This window comes from Nocardia lasii (assembly GCF_042658545.1).
GTDB lineage: Bacteria > Actinomycetota > Actinomycetes > Mycobacteriales > Mycobacteriaceae > Nocardia > Nocardia lasii.
Window position 1 is genome coordinate 748,804 of sequence record NZ_JBHSQN010000001.1, and the last position, 15,745, is coordinate 764,548.

The window sequence follows — 15,745 nt, forward strand, 5'->3', positions numbered from 1 at the left end:
GCGGATTACCCTTTACTTGCATCAATCAATTAGTTGTGTGATGCAAGTATGTGCGCAGAACGGTCGCCGGGGCAACCGTTTGAACTGCCTTTACTCGCCCTTGAACTCCGGCGCGCGCTTCTGGAACACCGCCGTGATCGCCTCGGTGAGATCCTTCGACGGCAGGAACGCCGCGTTCCAGGTCGACACATACCGCAGGCCGTCGGTCACCGCCGGGCTGGTCCGGTGCTCGAGCACGTCCTTGATGCCCTGCACCACCAGCGGCGGGTTGTCAGCGATCTCGCGCGCCATCGCGTGCGCGGCGGCCAGCACGGCCTCCTGATCCTCGAACACCTCGTTCACCAGGCCCATCCGCTCGGCGCGCGCGGCGTCGATATCCTTGGCCGTGAACGCCAGCTCACGCAGATTGCCCTCGCCGATGATGCCCGGCAGCCGGTGCAGCGAGCCGATATCGGCCACGATCGCGACCTTCGCCTCGCGCAGACTGAACTTGGCGTCCGCGCTGGCCAGGCGGATATCCGCGGCCGCGATCAGATCCAGTCCGCCGCCGATGCACCAGCCCGAGATGGCCGCGATCACCGGCTTGGAGCACTCCGCCAACGCCGTCACCGAGGCCTGCATCCGCCGGATCTCGCGCAGGAACTCCGTGCGCGGGGCCGCCTTCGCGTCGTCGGCGAGCACCGGGGCCAACGTCCCCGCCATCGCCGCCAGGTCCAGCCCGAACGAGAAGTGCTTGCCCGCGCCCGTGAGCACTACCGAGCGCACCGACGCGTCCCCGTCGAGCTCGGCGAAGATCTCCGGCAACTCCTGCCAGAAATCCGGGCCCATCGCATTACCCTTACCCGGCCCCGTCAGGGTGACCCGGGCAACACCATCGGCGACCTCGACGGAAAACGCCTTCCATTCACTCATGCGCCGATTATCGTCGCTCCCCCTACCCACCACACACCGGTCCCGATTCGGCCATCGCCGCACTTCCCCACCCGCACGGTCACCGACAGTGGCATTTTCGTGCGACCGAGCCCCGAAACCCCGGTAATCCAGCCGAACCAGCGACTCTCTGCACGTTTATGCCACCTCCACTGCGGCGGGGCAGCTCGAGTTCGCCAGAAGTCCAACTAACACAGCACATTTCCCGCAATCGCCCTACTCTGGATACATGCGCAGGTCGTCATTGCCGCCGGCCGCATGCCGGGTCGCCGAAACACTCATCGCCCGCGGACACCACGGCGTCATCGTCACCCCCGAGACGCCCACCCCCACCGCGGTCGCCGCCGCCCGCGCCATGGGCGCCCACCCCACCGCCATCCTCACCGCCCAGGTCTTCCTGCTCGACAACGACCCCGTCCTGCTCCTGGTGGCCCATCACCACCACGTGGACCTGGCCCGCACCGGCAAACGCCTCGACGGAGCCCTCACTCCCGCCCCCGTCCCCCTGGTCGAACGCATCACCGGCCAACCCATCGACGGCACCGCGCCGTTGGGCCACCCCACCAACATCCCCACCTGGGTGGACACGGCCCTGGCGGTTCATCGGGAGGTGTGGGCGGCGGGTGGGCACCCGAATACGGTGTTCCGCACGAACTTTCGTGAGATGTTGCGGATCACGGCGGGGATGCCGATCGATATCGACTGAGGTCAGGTCCGATCCGCGTACGGGTCGACCAGAACCGAAGGCGTGCGTGCTGTTTCGAGCACATGCTCGGGAAACCTCGGGCCCGCCGCGTAATACCTGGCCCGCGTACGACCCACCGGAACCAGCACCTCGCGCCGAACCATCTCCCGCAGATCACGTTGCGCCTGCTGCGTATTCAGCCCTTCGGCCTGCTCGTATCGAGTCCGCCGCACCCGCCCCGCCATCGCCACATCATGGAGCGCGGAGACGATGCGTTCATCCGAACCCGCGGCCTGTAGGTACTCCGCAGCGCCGTCCCACACCCGCCGCGACCGTTCCACGCGCGCATGCACGGTCTGCGCCTGCTGGTGATAGGCGGTCAGGCTGAAGCGAATCCATTCGGCCACATCCTGATCCGGTCGGTAGACGCTGCCTCGCCTGCCGAGCACCTGGTAGTACTCCCACGTGTTGCCCGGTCGCCCGAGCCACGCCTCGATCGAGGAGAACTCGGGCGCGATGACGCCCTCGCGCGCGATCATCAGTGTCTGCAGTGATCGCGACATCCGCCCGTTGCCGTCGGCCCACGGATGAATCGAGACCAGGTGCAGGTGCCCCATCGCCGCCGCCACCAGGGGGTGAGCGTCCGTCGGCGTGTTCAGCCAGTCGACCAGTTCGCGCATGAGTCCGGGAACTCGTTCGACATCCGGGGCGGTGTAGGCGGCGATACTCGGATCGCGAGCGTCGGTGACATAGACCGGCCCACGCCGCCACTGCCCCGCCGGCTTGCGCGGCGAGTGCCGATGCCCCTGCAACATCCAGTGCAGGGCATTGAGGAATCCGACGCCGTATTCGAAGTCGGCGACATCGTGCAGGCTCTGGATGTAGGTCATCATCCGCGCGTACGCCGAGGTTTCGGCCCGATTCTCGTCGGACACCTCCACATCACGCTCCCCCGCGAGGAGATCCTCCACATCAACGGTCGAAACCTTGAACCCCTCGATCGAGTTCGAGGCCGATACCGCGTCGGCGGTCAAGAACTTGCGCAGCCCACCCACCCAGACCGCCGGAACGCTCTGCAATTGGTAGCGCAGTTCCTCCCGCATCCGGTCGACCTCGGCGAGCACCGCTTCATCGGCCGACGACAGGCCCGGAGTGGGGAACAACATCCCACCATGATGTATTGACGCAATCATTACGTCAATGCGTCGGTCCGGCGATTCGGGTCAACCGGACACAGCGGGCAGCTCGCCGAGGAGCGGGCGTAAGTTGGGGGCGGTGGGCGATGCGCAACCTTCCGAGACCGGCCTGGTGGTCCCCGACGACCTGAGCGGGATCACCGCCGAGCAGTACCGGGCCTCCATGCGGCACTATCCGGCCGGCGTCACCGTCGTGACCCTCGGCGGGGCAGCGGGCCCGGTCGGCTTCACCGCCACCTCCTTCGCCTCGCTGTCGCTGGAACCGCCCCTGGTCTCCTTCAATATCGCCCACTCCTCGTCGAGCATCGAGGCCCTGCGCGCCGCCGACTCGGTCGTCATCCACTTCCTCGGCGAACACCAGCACCACCTGGCCCACCGCTTCTCCCGCACCGCCGCCGACCGCTTCACCGACCGCTCCCTGTGGACCACCCTCGACACCGGCGAACCCGTCCTGCACGGCACCCCCATCTGGCTCCGCACCACCGTCCACTCCCTCATCGACCTGGGCGACCACACCCTGGCCGTAGGCCTGGTCACCCGAGTCCACGACCAAACCGAAGAATCCCCCGCCGCCGCCCCCCTCCTGTACTACAACGGCAAATACCACCGCCCCACCCCACTGGACACCTGACCTACCGAGCGAGGCTTCGATGACCGCGCTACCGATTTCCACAACCCGCCGAAACCTGTCCGCACTCGTCCAACAGGTCAATGACAACCACGACACCGTCACGATCGTCACCGAATCGGGCAAGAACGCCGTACTGGTCGCCGAGACGGAGTGGAACTCGATCCAGGAATCCCTGTACGTCCTCGCTACCCACGGCAACATCCGACTCCTCGAGGCGACGACACCCAGCCGGATCTCCCACAGTTGCTTCTCGTTCGACGTCTCTCGAAACTACGTGCGGGGCGCCCGGCTCGCGCTCACCCGAGCAAGCACGGTGCCGCGCCCGCGGCCGAACCCGGGGTGAGGGGGCGGGTTTCGGGGGTGGGGTTCCAGTAGCCGTTGGTGGGGGCGTAGGTCCAGGTGGGGCCGGTGGTGACGAGGGTGGTGATCGCGGCGACGAGGCGGTCCACGTCGGCGGCGGTGGTGCCGAGGCCGATGCTGGCGCGCAGGGCGGCGTCGAGGCCGAGGCTCGCGAGCAGGGGGTGGGCGCAGAAGCGGCCGTCGCGCACGCCGATGGCGTGTTCGGCGGAGAGGTAGGCGGCGACCTGGCCGGGGGCGTAATCGGCGACGGTGAAGGCGACGATGCCCACACAGTCGGGGCTGTCGGACCAGATGGTGACCAGGTCGACGCCGGGGATGGCGGACAGGCCGTCACGCAGGCGGTCGGCCAGGAAGCGTTCGTGCGCAACGAGTTCAGTGGAGTCGATGGCGGCGAGGGCGTCGCAGGCGGCGGCAATAGCGGCCGCGCCCAACACATTCGGCGAACCGCCCTCGTGCCGCTGCGGCGCGCACGCCCATTCCACTTCGCGCACACCGACATTGCGCACCGCGCCACCCCCGGCCAGGTACGGATCGGCCGCGTCGAGCCAGTCACGTCGACCCACCAGCACCCCCGACCCGAACGGCGCGTACAGCTTGTGCCCGGAGAAGGCGAGGTAGTCGATCCCGCTCTCCCGCAGCGAGATCCGACGATGCGGCGCCAACTGCGCGGCATCGACGAGGATCCGCGCACCACACAGGTGGGCGATATTCGCGAGTCGCTCGAGCGGCAGCACCTCACCGGTCACATTCGACGCCCCGGTCACCGCGAGCAACGCGGCGGGCCTGCTGCACAGTTCGGCGACCACCCGCTGCACCGTCTCCTCGACGGTGGCCCCGGCCCGCACCACCCGGCGGCCGTGCTTGGTCCACGGCAGGAAGTTCGCGTGGTGTTCGATGTCGAGCACCACGGTCTCCCCCGGCACACACCCGGCCAGCAGGTTCAGCGAATCGGTGGTGTTGCGGGTGAACACGACCACCTGGTCGTCGGCGGCGTCGAGGAACCGGGCGACCGAACCGCGCGAGGCCTCGTAGCACTCGGTCGAGATCCGCGAGGCGTAGCCGGCGCCGCGGTGCACGCTGGCGTAGTACGGCAGCAGCTGCGCGATCCGGTCGGTGACCTGGGTCAGCGCCGGCGCACTGGCCGCGTAGTCGAAGTTGGCGTAGGTGCTCGTCCCGCCCTGGACCAGCGGAACCCGCAGGTCAGCCCCGGAAACGGTGGCGATGGCACAGGTGGGGTCGATTACAGCAGTCATGACGAAATCCCGTCGGCTCAGGGACCCGCTCCACAAGAAGTTGGCCCGCGCTTGCCGCGTCCGTTCTCGGACGTCAGCCAGGTCGTCACCCGGAGCACCCCACCGCGGAGGAGGGTTGCCGACCAGCAAGCCGGGGCTGAACACTGGTACTCGTGACCTGAACCGAGACTGACAGACGACCGCCCGACCTGTCAACCACCCCGCCGCAACACGCCCGGACCCGGTCACCTCGACACGCCCGCTGCGTACGCTGGGCGCGTGCACGTCGAGATCGAGCAGATCATCCGCGAGTTCCCTGGGACGACCGACTTCCGCAGCGCCAATGAGCGCATCGAAAAACGCGTCGCGGCAGGCGATTTCGAGTTCGCGGTAGCACTGTCCAGAGCCGCTACCGCCGCCTACGGCGCCCACAATTGGATCGTCGGAAACTGCCTGAGCACAGTGCTGCACGCCTCGGCGCCGGAGCGGGTCGCGGCGGCCCTCCGGATACTGGCGGCGACACAACCGAAGCAGGTTCGGGTGCGAGGAATCGCGGCGAGACTGGCGGGCGCCCTCGACCCGGACGACGCGATCGCGGCCTTCGGCCAGGCCGGGCTGATCGGACCGATGGCGGACGAGCTGCGCACCTGCCTCCTGCACGAACTCGTCCTACGCGACATCGCTGTGGCCGAGCACGAGGTGCTCGCGCGGTGGGCGACCTCGGCGCACTGGTCGGGCCACCCGCTGCGCGCCCTGCCCCTCGAACGCGCACCGTTCGAGCGTGACCTCGCACTCCGCCGATTCACCAAGGGCGGTTCCAGTGTCGGCCTACCGTTCAGCGCCGACACCACCCGCGCCCTGAGCAGGCACACCCGCCTAGCACTACCCACCGCGAAGGAGCGCGCGGCCGACCCGCAGCTCGAGCACGCCGTCGCGAACTGGCAGCGAGAATCCAACGGCCGCATCGAAGCTCGGACCTTCGCACTCAGGTTTCTCCCCGACCCGACGACCACGGCGGCGCTGCTGGACACCCTGCCGCTGGAGTGCCTGCGCGCCCGGCACCCGTCGGCGACCGAACTCGTCGTCATCCCGGCGACGCCCGCGCGGGTGTGGTCTCTGCTCTTCGCCGCCGCCGCCAATGGCGGTGCCTACAATTCCGGCCCCGGTGCCGCCTACGGCCGCTTGCACGCCTGGCGCTCGCTCGGCGCACTCTGCGGCGCCACCGAGTTCGACACGATCGACTCCATCTCACGCCTCGCCGAGGACTGTCACTGGTTCACCTTCGAGGCCGACACCACCTGGTTCGAGCGCGTCGCCTGGGACATCGGCGTCGTCGCGCTCACGCCCGAACCCGCCTTGTCGGTCCTCGCCGCCACGGACACCGACTGAGCTGCCACGGGGCCCGCTCAACCATCTATACCCCCCATGATGGACACCCAAGATGATTGAGTGTCTCCACTATTTGCTAGAGTTCCCCCTCATGTCCACGAACACGAACTCCGTGCGCGGCCTGCCCCGGTACCCGGTGTACGCGCTCGGGCGGCTCACCAAGGCGCTGCATGCCGAGATCGACGTGCCGTTGCGTGATCACTGGGCGCTCACCTTCATCGCGGAGAATGCCGATCTGACGCAGAAGAAGGTGGGCGATTCGCTCGGGATCGACCGGAGTGAGGTCGTGCGGTTGATCGACGCGCTCGAGCGGGCGGGGCTGGTGGAGCGCACCAGGGACGGCAAGGACCGTCGCAAATACCGGTTGCGGATCACCGAGGCGGGGCGCAAGCAGTGCAAGCGCACGGACAAGGTGATCGCCGAGGCGACCGCGCGGGTGCTCGATCGGCTCGACGAAGACGAACAGCGCACGCTGCATCGGCTCGCTGTCGCCGCGCTGGGCACCTCGCCCGAATCGCCGGTGTGAACAGCGGCGACGCACGCGAGCGCCTGCCGCGTCGCGCCACTGTCTCCGAGTACCGTTGGGACCTGGTCACCATCTTGTTTGCCCTCCGGTAACCCGGCCGTGAAACAACAGACGAAACTGATGGGGGTCAACCGATGAGAGGTGGACTGAGCACGATGCTCGAGCCACACACCGAGGCGTCCGCTGCCCTGCGCGACCCGCTGTTGCGGGCCGATCTCGCCGCCGAGCCGCGCACGCTGGTCGACATCCTGACCAGCACCGCCCTGGCACATCCCGACGCGCCCGCGATCGACGACGGCACCGTGGTGCTGAGCTACATGGACCTGATCGCCGCGATCGAGGCCAGGATGGCCGAACTCACCGAGGCGGGCGTGCGTCCGGGCGACCGGGTGGGCGTGCGGATGCCGTCGGGCACCGCCGCGCTCTACGTGACGATCCTGGCCGTGCTGTACTGCGGCGCCGCCTACGTCCCCGTCGACGCCGACGACCCGGAGGAGCGCGCCAAGCTCGTCTTCGGCGAGGCCAGGGTGAGCGCGATCGCGACCGCCGAGGGCATCGAGTCGGCCACCATCACCCCGGACACCCACGACTGGAACACCCTGCCCACCCCGGCCGACGACGCGTGGATCATCTTCACCTCCGGCTCCACCGGAACCCCGAAAGGTGTTGCGGTCACCCACCGTAACGCCGCCGCGTTCGTCGACGCCGAGGCCCGCCTGTTCCTCCAGCGCGCCCCGATCGGCCCCGGCGACCGCGTGCTCGCCGGCCTGTCGGTGGCCTTCGACGCCTCCTGCGAGGAGATGTGGCTGGCCTGGCGCAACGGCGCCTGCCTGGTCCCCGCCCCCCGCGACCTGGTGCGCACCGGCGCCGACCTCGGCCCGTGGCTGATGCGCCGCGAGATCAGCATCGTCTCCACCGTGCCCACGCTGGCCGCGACCTGGCCCGCCGAAGCGCTGGAATCGGTGCGGCTGTTGATCTTCGGCGGTGAGGCGGTACCCCCGGAGCTGGCCGAGCGACTGATCGGCGGCGCCGACCGCGAGGTGTGGAACACCTACGGCCCCACCGAGGCGACCGTCGTCGCGTGCGCCGCGCTACTCACCGGCGAGATGCCCATTCGCATCGGATTGCCGTTGGACGGTTGGGATCTCGCGGTCGTCGACGCGCAGGGCAACCCGGTGGCCGAGGGCGAAACCGGCGAACTCGTGATCGGCGGCGTCGGCCTGGCCCGCTACCTCGATCCGGTCAAGGACGCCGAGAAGTACGCGCCGCTGCCCTCGCTCGGCTGGGAAAGGGCTTATCGCAGTGGCGATCTGGTGCGCAACGACTACCAGGGCCTGATCTTCCTCGGCCGCGCCGACGACCAGATCAAGATCGGCGGCCGCCGCATCGAACTCGGCGAGCTCGACAACGCGCTGCAACACCTGCCGGGCGTCAGCGGCGCCGCCGCAGCGATCCGAACCACCAAGGCGGGCAACAAGATCCTGGTCGGCTACCTCACCGGCGCCGGACCCGACTTCGACGTGAAGAAGGCCAGAAAGATTCTGGCCGAACAACTTCCGGCCCCGCTGGTCCCCCGCCTCGCGGTGGTCGCCGACCTGCCCACCCGCACCTCGGGCAAGGTCGACCGCGACGCGCTGCCGTGGCCGCTCCCGTCGGCCGACGAACCCGCCGACACCGGCCTGTCCGGCACCGCGGCCTGGGTCGCGGGCCTGTGGGACGCCATCCTCGGCGCCGAAGCCACCGACCTCGACGCGGAATTCTTCGATCTGGGCGGCGGATCCCTGTCGGCCGCCCAGCTCGTCGGCGCACTGCGCGAGCGCTACCCGCACGTCACCGTCGCCGACCTCTACGACCACCCCCGCCTCGGTTCCCTCGTCCAACTCCTCGACGGCAGCGCCCCGGTCGCCGCGGTCGACATCCGCGAGGTGAAACCCACCCCGCTGCGCGCCCAGATCACCCAGGTCCTGGCCACGATCCCGCTGACCACCCTCACCGGGTTGCAGTGGGTCACCTGGCTGACGGTGGTCTCGGGCATCGCGGGCTGGTCGGGCTCGCTGCCGTGGCTGCCGCGCCTGTCGTGGTGGTGGATCCTGCTGGCGTTCGTGCTGTTCATCTCGCCGATCGGCCGGATGGCGATCTGTGTGGCGGGCGCGCGCATCCTGCTCGCCGGGTTGCGTCCCGGGTCCTATCCGCGCGGCTCGGCGGTGCACCTGCGGCTGTGGGCCGCCGTGCGCATGTCCGAGGCCAGCGGTGCCGAAAGCCTTTCCGGCGCACCGCTGATGGTGCCGTTCGCCCGCGCGCTCGGCGCCAAGATCGGCAAGGGCGTCGACCTGCACAGCCTGCCCCCGGTGACCGGCATGCTCGAACTCGGTGACGGCGCCAGCGTCGAACCCGAGGTGGATCTGTCGGGTTACTGGGTCGACGGCGACATCGTGCACATCGGCGCCATCACCATCGGCGACGGCGCGGTGATCGGCGCCCGCTCGACCCTGTTGCCCGGCACCAAGATCGGCAAGAAGGCCGAGATCGCGGCCGGTTCGGCGGTCTCGGGCAAGGTCAAGGGCGAACAGGAATGGGCGGGCTCGCCTGCCGCGAAGACCGGCAAGGCCCCGCGCCGCTGGCCCGACCACTCCCCCGAACGCGCCCGGCACTGGCTGCTGGTGTTCGGCCTGTCGTCGATGGTGTTGGCCGCGATGCCGGTGTTCGGCCTCGCCGTGGGCGGCACCTTCATCGCCTGGTGGGTCCGTGAGGAGACCACCATCGGCGCCGCCGCGCTGCGCGGTTTCGCCATCCTGCCCGTGGCCACCCTGCTCAGTCTCGGCGTCTACGCGGCGGCCACGGTGATCGCGGTGCGCCTGCTCGGCATCGGCCTGCGCGAGGGCTACCACCCCGTGCGCAGCCGCACCGGTTGGCAGGTCTGGGCCACCGAACGCCTGCTCGACTCGGCCCGCACGTTCCTGTTCCCGCTCTACGCCAGCCTGCTCACCCCGGTCTGGTTGCGGCTGCTCGGCGCGAAGATCGGCAAGAACGTCGAGGCGTCGACGGTGCTGATGCTGCCCAAGTTCACCGTGATCTCCGACGGCGCGTTCCTGGCCGACGACACCATGATCGGCAGTTACGAACTCGGCGGCGGTTGGTTGCGCATCGGCGAGTCCAAGGTGGGAAAGCGTGCGTTCCTGGGCAATTCGGGGATGACCGCGCCCGGCCGTCGGGTGCCGAAGAACGGTCTGGTCGCGGTGCTCTCGGCCGCGCCGAACAAGGCCAAGGCGGGTTCGTCGTGGCTGGGCAGCCCGCCGGTGCGGTTGCGTCGCGCGGCCGACACCAGCGACACCTCACGGACTTTCGATCCGCCGCTGCGGTTGAAGCTCGCGCGCGCTTTCGTCGAGACCTGCCGCCTGATCCCGGTGATGGTGACCTTCGCCATCGGCCTGGGCGTGCTGCTCGTGCTCGCGCTGATCGCCCAGCACACCGACTACCTGGTGGCCGCGCTGGTCTCCGGACTGGTGCTGATGGCGGCGGGCGCGCTCGCGGGCGCCATCGCGGTGGCCGCGAAGTGGTTGATAGTAGGGCGAATTCGCGCGGTCGAGTATCCGCTGTGGAGTTCGTTCGTGTGGCGCAACGAGGTCTCCGACGCCTTCGTCGAAACCGTCGCCGCGCCCTGGTTCGCCCGCGCCGCCACGGGTACGCCGGTGATGAATCTGTGGCTTCGCGGACTCGGTGCCAAGATCGGCCGCGGGGTATGGTGCGAGTCCTACTGGCTACCGGAGGCGGACCTGGTGACACTCGGTGACGGCGCGACCGTGGAACGCGGCTGTGTGGTGCAGACGCACCTGTTCCACGACCGCATCATGTCCATGGACACGGTCACCCTCGACGCGGGCGCCACCCTCGGCCCGCACTGCGTCGCGCTGCCCGCCGCCCACATCGGCGCGGGCGCCACCATCGGACCGGCCTCGCTGGTCATGCGCGGTGACGTGGTGCCCCCGTCGACCCGCTGGTGGGGCAATCCCATCGCACCGTGGACCGCGCCGAGGGAGTCCCGGCCGCGCGGAGCCGCCTGATGCCGAACAAGTTCTACCAGGACCCCATCGACACCTACCTGCCGCAGAACGGCAATCGCGGCTACCGGGTGTCGCGCTACGAGCTGGAACTGGGCTACAAACCGGCCAGCAACCGGCTGGCCGGACGCGCGGTGATCATCGCGGTGACCACCGCGGCGCAGCCCCGCTTCACCCTCGACCTGTCGCAGGCGCTGACGGTGTCGAAGGTGCTGGTCAACGGTTCCAAGGCGGTGAAGTTCACCCATCAGCAGGGCAAGCTCGCGCTGACCCCGCAGCAGAAGATCCCCGCCGGTGGTGTTCTCGAGATCACCATCCACTACGCGGGCACCCCCAAACCCGTGCGCGGGCCGTGGGGCGAGGTCGGCTGGGAGGAACTCACCGAGGGTGCCCTGGTGGCGAGCCAGCCCAACGGCGCCGCCTCCTGGTTCCCGTGCGACGACCACCCGAGTTCCAAAGCGTCCTACCGCATTTCGATCACCACCGACAGTCCCTTCTACGCCCTGGCCAACGGCGTGCTGATCAGCAAGCAGCCCAAGGCCAGCCAGACCACCTGGGTCTATGAGATGGCCGAGCCGATGGCGACCTACCTGGCGACGATCCAGATCGGCAACTACCGCCGCTACCGGGTCGGCGCGGCGGGCGAACCGGTGCCGATGCACGCGGTGATCCCGCCCCGGCTGCGCACCGCCTTCGACCATGATTTCGCGCGTCAACCGCAGATGATGGCGCTGTTCACCGACAAGTTCGGCCCGTATCCGTTCGACGCCTACACCGTCGTGGTCACCGACGACGACCTCGACATCCCGATCGAAGCCCAGGGCATCTCGATCTTCGGCGCCAACCACTGCGACGGCAAGCGCGGCGCGGAACGCCTGGTGGCCCACGAACTCGCGCACCAGTGGTTCGGCAACAGCCTCACCTTGAAGCAGTGGCGCGACATCTGGCTGCACGAGGGATTCGCCTGTTACGCCGAATGGATCTGGTCGGAAGCCTCCGGCGGTGCGACCGCGGACCAGCTCGCCAGGGCGGCGCGCGCGAATCTGGCCCGCCAACCCCAGGACATCGTGGTCGGCGATCCCGGCCCCAAGCACATGTTCGACGACCGCGTCTACAAGCGCGGCGCGCTCACCCTGCACGCGCTGCGGCTGGAACTGCGCGACCACCTGTTCTTCGAACTCATCCGCGAATGGACCGCCCGCTACCGGCACTCCTCGGTCACCACCGAGGAATTCGTGGATCTGGCCGGGCACTACAGCGTGACGCCGTTGCGCGGCCTGTTCGCGATCTGGCTCGGCACCAAACCGCTGCCGCAGCTGCCCCCGCTCGGCGGGCAGGCCGCTACACGGGCGTGAACCAGCTGCCCCACGGGGTGTTGCGCAGCACGGTGTAGACGGCGAGCAGCCCGAAGAACGACCACACGACCGGGGCGGGCAGGCTCGGCAGGCGCCAGGATTGTCCGCGCCGGGCCCGCACGATCCAGTCGATCACGAACACCGCGAACGCGAGGACCAGGGGCACGACCAGCACATTGCTGTGCAGGGAGTCCAGGACGCGGCCGTCGGTGAGGTTGTGCACCGCGCGCATGCCGCCGCAGCCGGGGCAGTAGACCCCGAGCAGCGCGTAGGACGGGCACAGACCGTAGGAGCCCTCGACGTGCGGATCGCGCAAGTGCAGCAAGGCCAGGGCGCCGATGCCGATACCCGCGGCGACCAGCGGCGGGGCCAGGCGCTGCCACGTCGGCGGCGTCGGTTTGTGCTCGGCGCCGGAAAACTCGGCCGTGACGTGCGTGTTGTCCACTCCACTACGGTAGCCGCGCCGGTAACCGGCCGCCAGCACGAGGCAAGGAGGCCCACATCGTTATCTTCGCCCTGTAATTTTCCGGCGAAATCCGGCGATTTCACAGTGTCAGCAGGGCGAATGACCCACTTCACAACAAGTGGGACACTGCGACCCGCTAACACTAGCTAGCACCCCGGCTCGCACTGTACGGTGGCCTACGACACAAAGGAGTGCCGACATGCTTGCGAAGTCGATGATGACGCTCGCGGCAGCGCGAACAATGGTCTCGCAGTTCGAGACCGGCGCACTGACCGCCCCGTTCCGTACCGGTCTGCGTACCCGCAGTTTCGCCACCGCGAGGCTGAACGCGCCCGCCGCGGCGCACCGGGTCGTCCCGGTGACCACCGCCGACGGCGCCCAGCTCCGGGTCCACGTCTACGGTGCCGATACCGCCCCCACCCTGGTTCTCGTCCACGGCTGGGCGTGCAGCATCGAATACTGGAACCCGCAGATCAGCGCCTTCGCCGGCGAATACCGCGTGGTCAGCTACGACCAGCGCGGCCACGGCGAATCCACCCTCGGCACCGCCGCCCCCAGCGAGCACACCCTCGCCGACGACCTGTCCGCCGTCCTCGACGCCACCCTGCGCGACGGCGAGAAGGCCGTCCTGGCCGGGCACAGCATGGGCGGGCTCACCATCCAGGCCTGGGCCAAGCACCACCCCGAGCAGGTCTCGGCGCGCGCGTCGGCGGTCGTCCTCGCCAACACCGCCAATGCCGCGATCCGCTGGGAAACCGACATGCTGCCGGTGCTCAACAAGCAGCTCACCGTCGGCCAGTACCCGGTCACCGTGCTCGGCGCGCCGGTGCGGATGCCGCAGCCGGTGAGCGAGTCGCTGCTGTTCAGCCCGCTGCCCATCCCCGGCGGCTGGCTCACCCAGCAGATCTTCCGCACCCGCATCCTCACCCCCGAGGCCACCGCCGACGAGGTCGATTTCGCGATGGGCATCATCCGCTCGTGCCGTCCGATCGCGCGTGGTCGCCACGCCGCGGCCATGGCCGACATGGACCTGTCCGAGGGCACCGCCAACCTGACCGTGCCGACCACCGTGATCGCCAGCGCCCGCGATCGCCTCCTCCCCCAACGCCTTTCCCGTCCGATCGTCGACATCCTGCGCCGCACCGGACACCTGGCCGACTTCCACGTCATGCCGCACGGCCACCTCAGCAACATCGAGGACACCGACGCCTTCGACGCCGTCCTGCACCAGGTTCTGCGCAGCTCCATGAACTCTCGGGCCACCCGCCGCAACGTCGCCGCCCGCTGACCCGAGCCAGTTCTCCTGGGACCGATCAACGGCGATCGGCTCAGGGGCCACCCCATCGAAGGCCCTCGACCCACCGGTCGGGGGCCTTCCCGGTGTGCCAGGTCAGGACGCCACGTAGGCGATCTCGTCGAGCAACTCCATGATGTGGGAGTACTCGCACAGCACCTCTTCGGCGTAGTCGATAGCGCCGAACACCTCGGGTCGATCGGTGCGGAATCGGCCCGGATCGGCCCGATAGTGCAGGGCCAGTTCCGCTTCCCACGGTTCGATCATCATGGCGATGCCCAGCATCGCCGTCAGCACCTCGGGGAGCCGAAGTTCCTCGACCGTCTTGTCCACGCCCTCCTCGCCCGGCTCGGGCCAGCCGCCCGCCAGCAGGGCGAGCCGCAAACGCGCCGACCACGCCGTCACCTGGCGCGCACGATCAGGAAGGGTGTGCGGCTCCAGGTTCGCCTGCGGCGGGACACCCTGCCAGAGCAGTGCCGCGAGCCGCCGCTCGAGATCGCTGGGCACCCACCGCCCGGTGCGCAACCGTCGCCGCGCCTGCGCCAGCACGCCCCGACCGTGCAGGACCCGACTCCAGAACAGCACCTCGTCGAACGTCACTCGCGAAAGGGTAACGCGCTCAACCACACCCGCCAACGCGAGACCCGAACGCCCCCGACTCGATTCCGCGTGACACGATCGAATCCCACGCTCGACTCGTCCGTTCGACGGAGGGCCCGTGTACATCTACACCAATCTGTCCGCCGCGTTGCGCGACAAGACCTCGCCGCTGCGCGAGTACCTGCACGAACGCTTCCCGCACACGCGCGCCGTGCAGGCCGCCTATCGCCGCGAAGCCGGCCCCCTACTCGTCGACACCGGCGGCGCCAACCCCGCCACCCTCGGCGCCGCCTTCGACTTCGCCGTCCGGTTCCTGCTCGTCCCCGACCACGCCCCGCTGTTGCCGCTGCTCGGCTTCTTCGGCCACCCCCGCGAAACGGCCGTCATCGAAGCGGTCATCGACACCGCCCAGGCCGCCGTCGCCCCCACCGACGTCGACGCCGACCACCTCAGCCGCGCCTGCTGGGCGCTTGCCCTGTGCACCGACGTCTACCGCCGCGGCCTGCTGCGCGAATCCGCCCTGGACAACCTGCTCCGCACCGGCCGCTTCACCCCCGACCACCTCCTGGCCCTCGCACCCCCCGACGCCATCCGCCAACTCTGGGAACTGCGCGGCCTCGCCGACGAACACCTGCTCCCCCACCTGCACCCACCCACCTTCCCCGGCCCCACCTTCGACGCCTCGGTCCTGTGCAACGCCGACGCCGACCTCATCAGCGCCGGCCTACTCCTCGACCTCAAAACCCACCTCGGCCCGAAGAACCAGCGCACCGGCATCCGCGCCGACTCCCTCACCGCCACCGACCTCTACCAGGTCATCGCCTACGCCCTCTTCGACCACACCAACACCTACGCCCTCACCCACCTCGGCCTCTACTCAGCCCGCTACGCCCACCTCGCCACCTGGGCCCTCCCCGAACTCCTCACCACCCTGGCAGGCACGGAAATCGACCTCGCCCACGAACGCGAAACGGTGTGGGACCTACTCGGCGGCCTCCGAACCTGAATCAGGCAGTTGGAGAA

Annotated in this window: 14 protein-coding genes and 1 riboswitch; of the genes, 9 read left to right on the forward strand and 5 right to left on the reverse strand. The window is 69.1% G+C overall.

Annotated features, from left to right (window positions below):
- Positions 1-90 precede the first annotated feature (90 nt).
- Positions 91-912: a crotonase/enoyl-CoA hydratase family protein gene (locus tag ACFP3H_RS03505; protein WP_378599377.1), complete on the reverse strand. Its 822-nt coding sequence runs from the start codon at positions 910-912 to the stop codon at positions 91-93.
- 247 nt (positions 913-1,159) lie between these two features.
- Here ACFP3H_RS03505 and ACFP3H_RS03510 point away from each other — a divergent pair, with 247 nt between their 5' ends.
- Positions 1,160-1,636: a YbaK/EbsC family protein gene (locus ACFP3H_RS03510; protein ID WP_378599380.1), complete on the forward strand. Its 477-nt coding sequence runs from the start codon at positions 1,160-1,162 to the stop codon at positions 1,634-1,636.
- A gap of 2 nt (positions 1,637-1,638) precedes the next feature.
- On the opposite strand, the gene ACFP3H_RS03515 is transcribed toward ACFP3H_RS03510, so the two are convergent.
- The gene (locus ACFP3H_RS03515; RefSeq protein WP_378599383.1) at positions 1,639-2,781 is read right to left on the reverse strand and encodes a Fic family protein; all 1,143 of its coding nucleotides are present in this window, start codon (positions 2,779-2,781) and stop codon (positions 1,639-1,641) included.
- A gap of 193 nt (positions 2,782-2,974) precedes the next feature.
- Between ACFP3H_RS03515 and ACFP3H_RS03520 the strand changes: the two genes are divergently transcribed.
- Positions 2,975-3,442, forward strand: coding sequence for a flavin reductase family protein (locus ACFP3H_RS03520; RefSeq protein ID WP_378599669.1), 468 nt, complete (start codon positions 2,975-2,977; stop codon positions 3,440-3,442).
- 19 nt (positions 3,443-3,461) lie between these two features.
- Entirely contained in the window at positions 3,462-3,785 is a 324-nt protein-coding gene (locus tag ACFP3H_RS03525) for a type II toxin-antitoxin system Phd/YefM family antitoxin (protein ID WP_378599387.1), read from the forward strand.
- Here the strand turns inward: ACFP3H_RS03525 and ACFP3H_RS03530 are convergent.
- Positions 3,739-5,055 (reverse strand): aminotransferase class V-fold PLP-dependent enzyme, encoded by a 1,317-nt coding sequence (locus ACFP3H_RS03530; protein ID WP_378599390.1) that lies wholly within the window; start codon positions 5,053-5,055, stop codon positions 3,739-3,741. The genes ACFP3H_RS03525 and ACFP3H_RS03530 overlap by 47 nt on opposite strands.
- Before the next feature lie 42 nt (positions 5,056-5,097).
- Positions 5,098-5,213, reverse strand: a riboswitch (SAM riboswitch).
- 100 nt (positions 5,214-5,313) lie between these two features.
- On the opposite strand from ACFP3H_RS03530, the gene ACFP3H_RS03535 reads away from it, so the two are divergent.
- From ACFP3H_RS03535 to ACFP3H_RS03550, 4 genes are all read left to right on the forward strand, one after another.
- Positions 5,314-6,423 (forward strand): DUF6183 family protein, encoded by a 1,110-nt coding sequence (locus tag ACFP3H_RS03535; RefSeq protein WP_378599393.1) that lies wholly within the window; start codon positions 5,314-5,316, stop codon positions 6,421-6,423.
- A 91-nt stretch (positions 6,424-6,514) separates the two neighbouring features.
- Positions 6,515-6,949 (forward strand): MarR family winged helix-turn-helix transcriptional regulator, encoded by a 435-nt coding sequence (locus ACFP3H_RS03540; RefSeq protein WP_378599396.1) that lies wholly within the window; start codon positions 6,515-6,517, stop codon positions 6,947-6,949.
- A gap of 155 nt (positions 6,950-7,104) precedes the next feature.
- Positions 7,105-11,010 (forward strand): Pls/PosA family non-ribosomal peptide synthetase, encoded by a 3,906-nt coding sequence (locus ACFP3H_RS03545; RefSeq protein ID WP_378599399.1) that lies wholly within the window; start codon positions 7,105-7,107, stop codon positions 11,008-11,010.
- Entirely contained in the window at positions 11,010-12,362 is a 1,353-nt protein-coding gene (locus ACFP3H_RS03550) for a M1 family metallopeptidase (RefSeq protein WP_378599402.1), read from the forward strand. Before ACFP3H_RS03545 ends, ACFP3H_RS03550 begins: the two co-directional genes overlap by 1 nt.
- Here the strand turns inward: ACFP3H_RS03550 and ACFP3H_RS03555 are convergent.
- Positions 12,349-12,807 (reverse strand): DUF2752 domain-containing protein, encoded by a 459-nt coding sequence (locus tag ACFP3H_RS03555; RefSeq protein ID WP_378599405.1) that lies wholly within the window; start codon positions 12,805-12,807, stop codon positions 12,349-12,351. The genes ACFP3H_RS03550 and ACFP3H_RS03555 overlap by 14 nt on opposite strands.
- A gap of 220 nt (positions 12,808-13,027) precedes the next feature.
- Between ACFP3H_RS03555 and ACFP3H_RS03560 the strand changes: the two genes are divergently transcribed.
- The gene (locus ACFP3H_RS03560; RefSeq protein WP_378599408.1) at positions 13,028-14,116 is read left to right on the forward strand and encodes an alpha/beta fold hydrolase; all 1,089 of its coding nucleotides are present in this window, start codon (positions 13,028-13,030) and stop codon (positions 14,114-14,116) included.
- A 102-nt stretch (positions 14,117-14,218) separates the two neighbouring features.
- On the opposite strand, the gene ACFP3H_RS03565 is transcribed toward ACFP3H_RS03560, so the two are convergent.
- Positions 14,219-14,722 carry a hypothetical protein gene (locus ACFP3H_RS03565; RefSeq protein WP_378599413.1) on the reverse strand — a complete coding sequence of 168 codons (504 nt, stop codon included), beginning with the start codon at positions 14,720-14,722 and terminating at the stop codon, positions 14,219-14,221.
- Between the two features lie 118 nt (positions 14,723-14,840).
- Here ACFP3H_RS03565 and ACFP3H_RS03570 point away from each other — a divergent pair, with 118 nt between their 5' ends.
- Positions 14,841-15,728, forward strand: coding sequence for a hypothetical protein (locus tag ACFP3H_RS03570; RefSeq protein WP_378599416.1), 888 nt, complete (start codon positions 14,841-14,843; stop codon positions 15,726-15,728).
- The last annotated feature ends 17 nt before the right edge of the window (positions 15,729-15,745 follow it).

Bases quoted from the DNA above. Each gene is read 5' to 3' on its own strand.
- ACFP3H_RS03505 (WP_378599377.1), bottom strand. From the start codon at position 912: ATGAGTGAATGGAAGGCGTTTTCCGTCGAGGTCGCCGATGGTGTTGCC.
- ACFP3H_RS03510 (WP_378599380.1), top strand. From the start codon at position 1,160: ATGCGCAGGTCGTCATTGCCGCCGGCCGCATGCCGGGTCGCCGAAACA.
- ACFP3H_RS03515 (WP_378599383.1), bottom strand. From the start codon at position 2,781: ATGTTGTTCCCCACTCCGGGCCTGTCGTCGGCCGATGAAGCGGTGCTC.
- ACFP3H_RS03520 (WP_378599669.1), top strand. From the start codon at position 2,975: ATGCGGCACTATCCGGCCGGCGTCACCGTCGTGACCCTCGGCGGGGCA.
- ACFP3H_RS03525 (WP_378599387.1), top strand. From the start codon at position 3,462: ATGACCGCGCTACCGATTTCCACAACCCGCCGAAACCTGTCCGCACTC.
- ACFP3H_RS03530 (WP_378599390.1), bottom strand. From the start codon at position 5,055: ATGACTGCTGTAATCGACCCCACCTGTGCCATCGCCACCGTTTCCGGG.
- ACFP3H_RS03540 (WP_378599396.1), top strand. From the start codon at position 6,515: ATGTCCACGAACACGAACTCCGTGCGCGGCCTGCCCCGGTACCCGGTG.
- ACFP3H_RS03545 (WP_378599399.1), top strand. From the start codon at position 7,105: ATGCTCGAGCCACACACCGAGGCGTCCGCTGCCCTGCGCGACCCGCTG.
- ACFP3H_RS03550 (WP_378599402.1), top strand. From the start codon at position 11,010: ATGCCGAACAAGTTCTACCAGGACCCCATCGACACCTACCTGCCGCAG.
- ACFP3H_RS03560 (WP_378599408.1), top strand. From the start codon at position 13,028: ATGCTTGCGAAGTCGATGATGACGCTCGCGGCAGCGCGAACAATGGTC.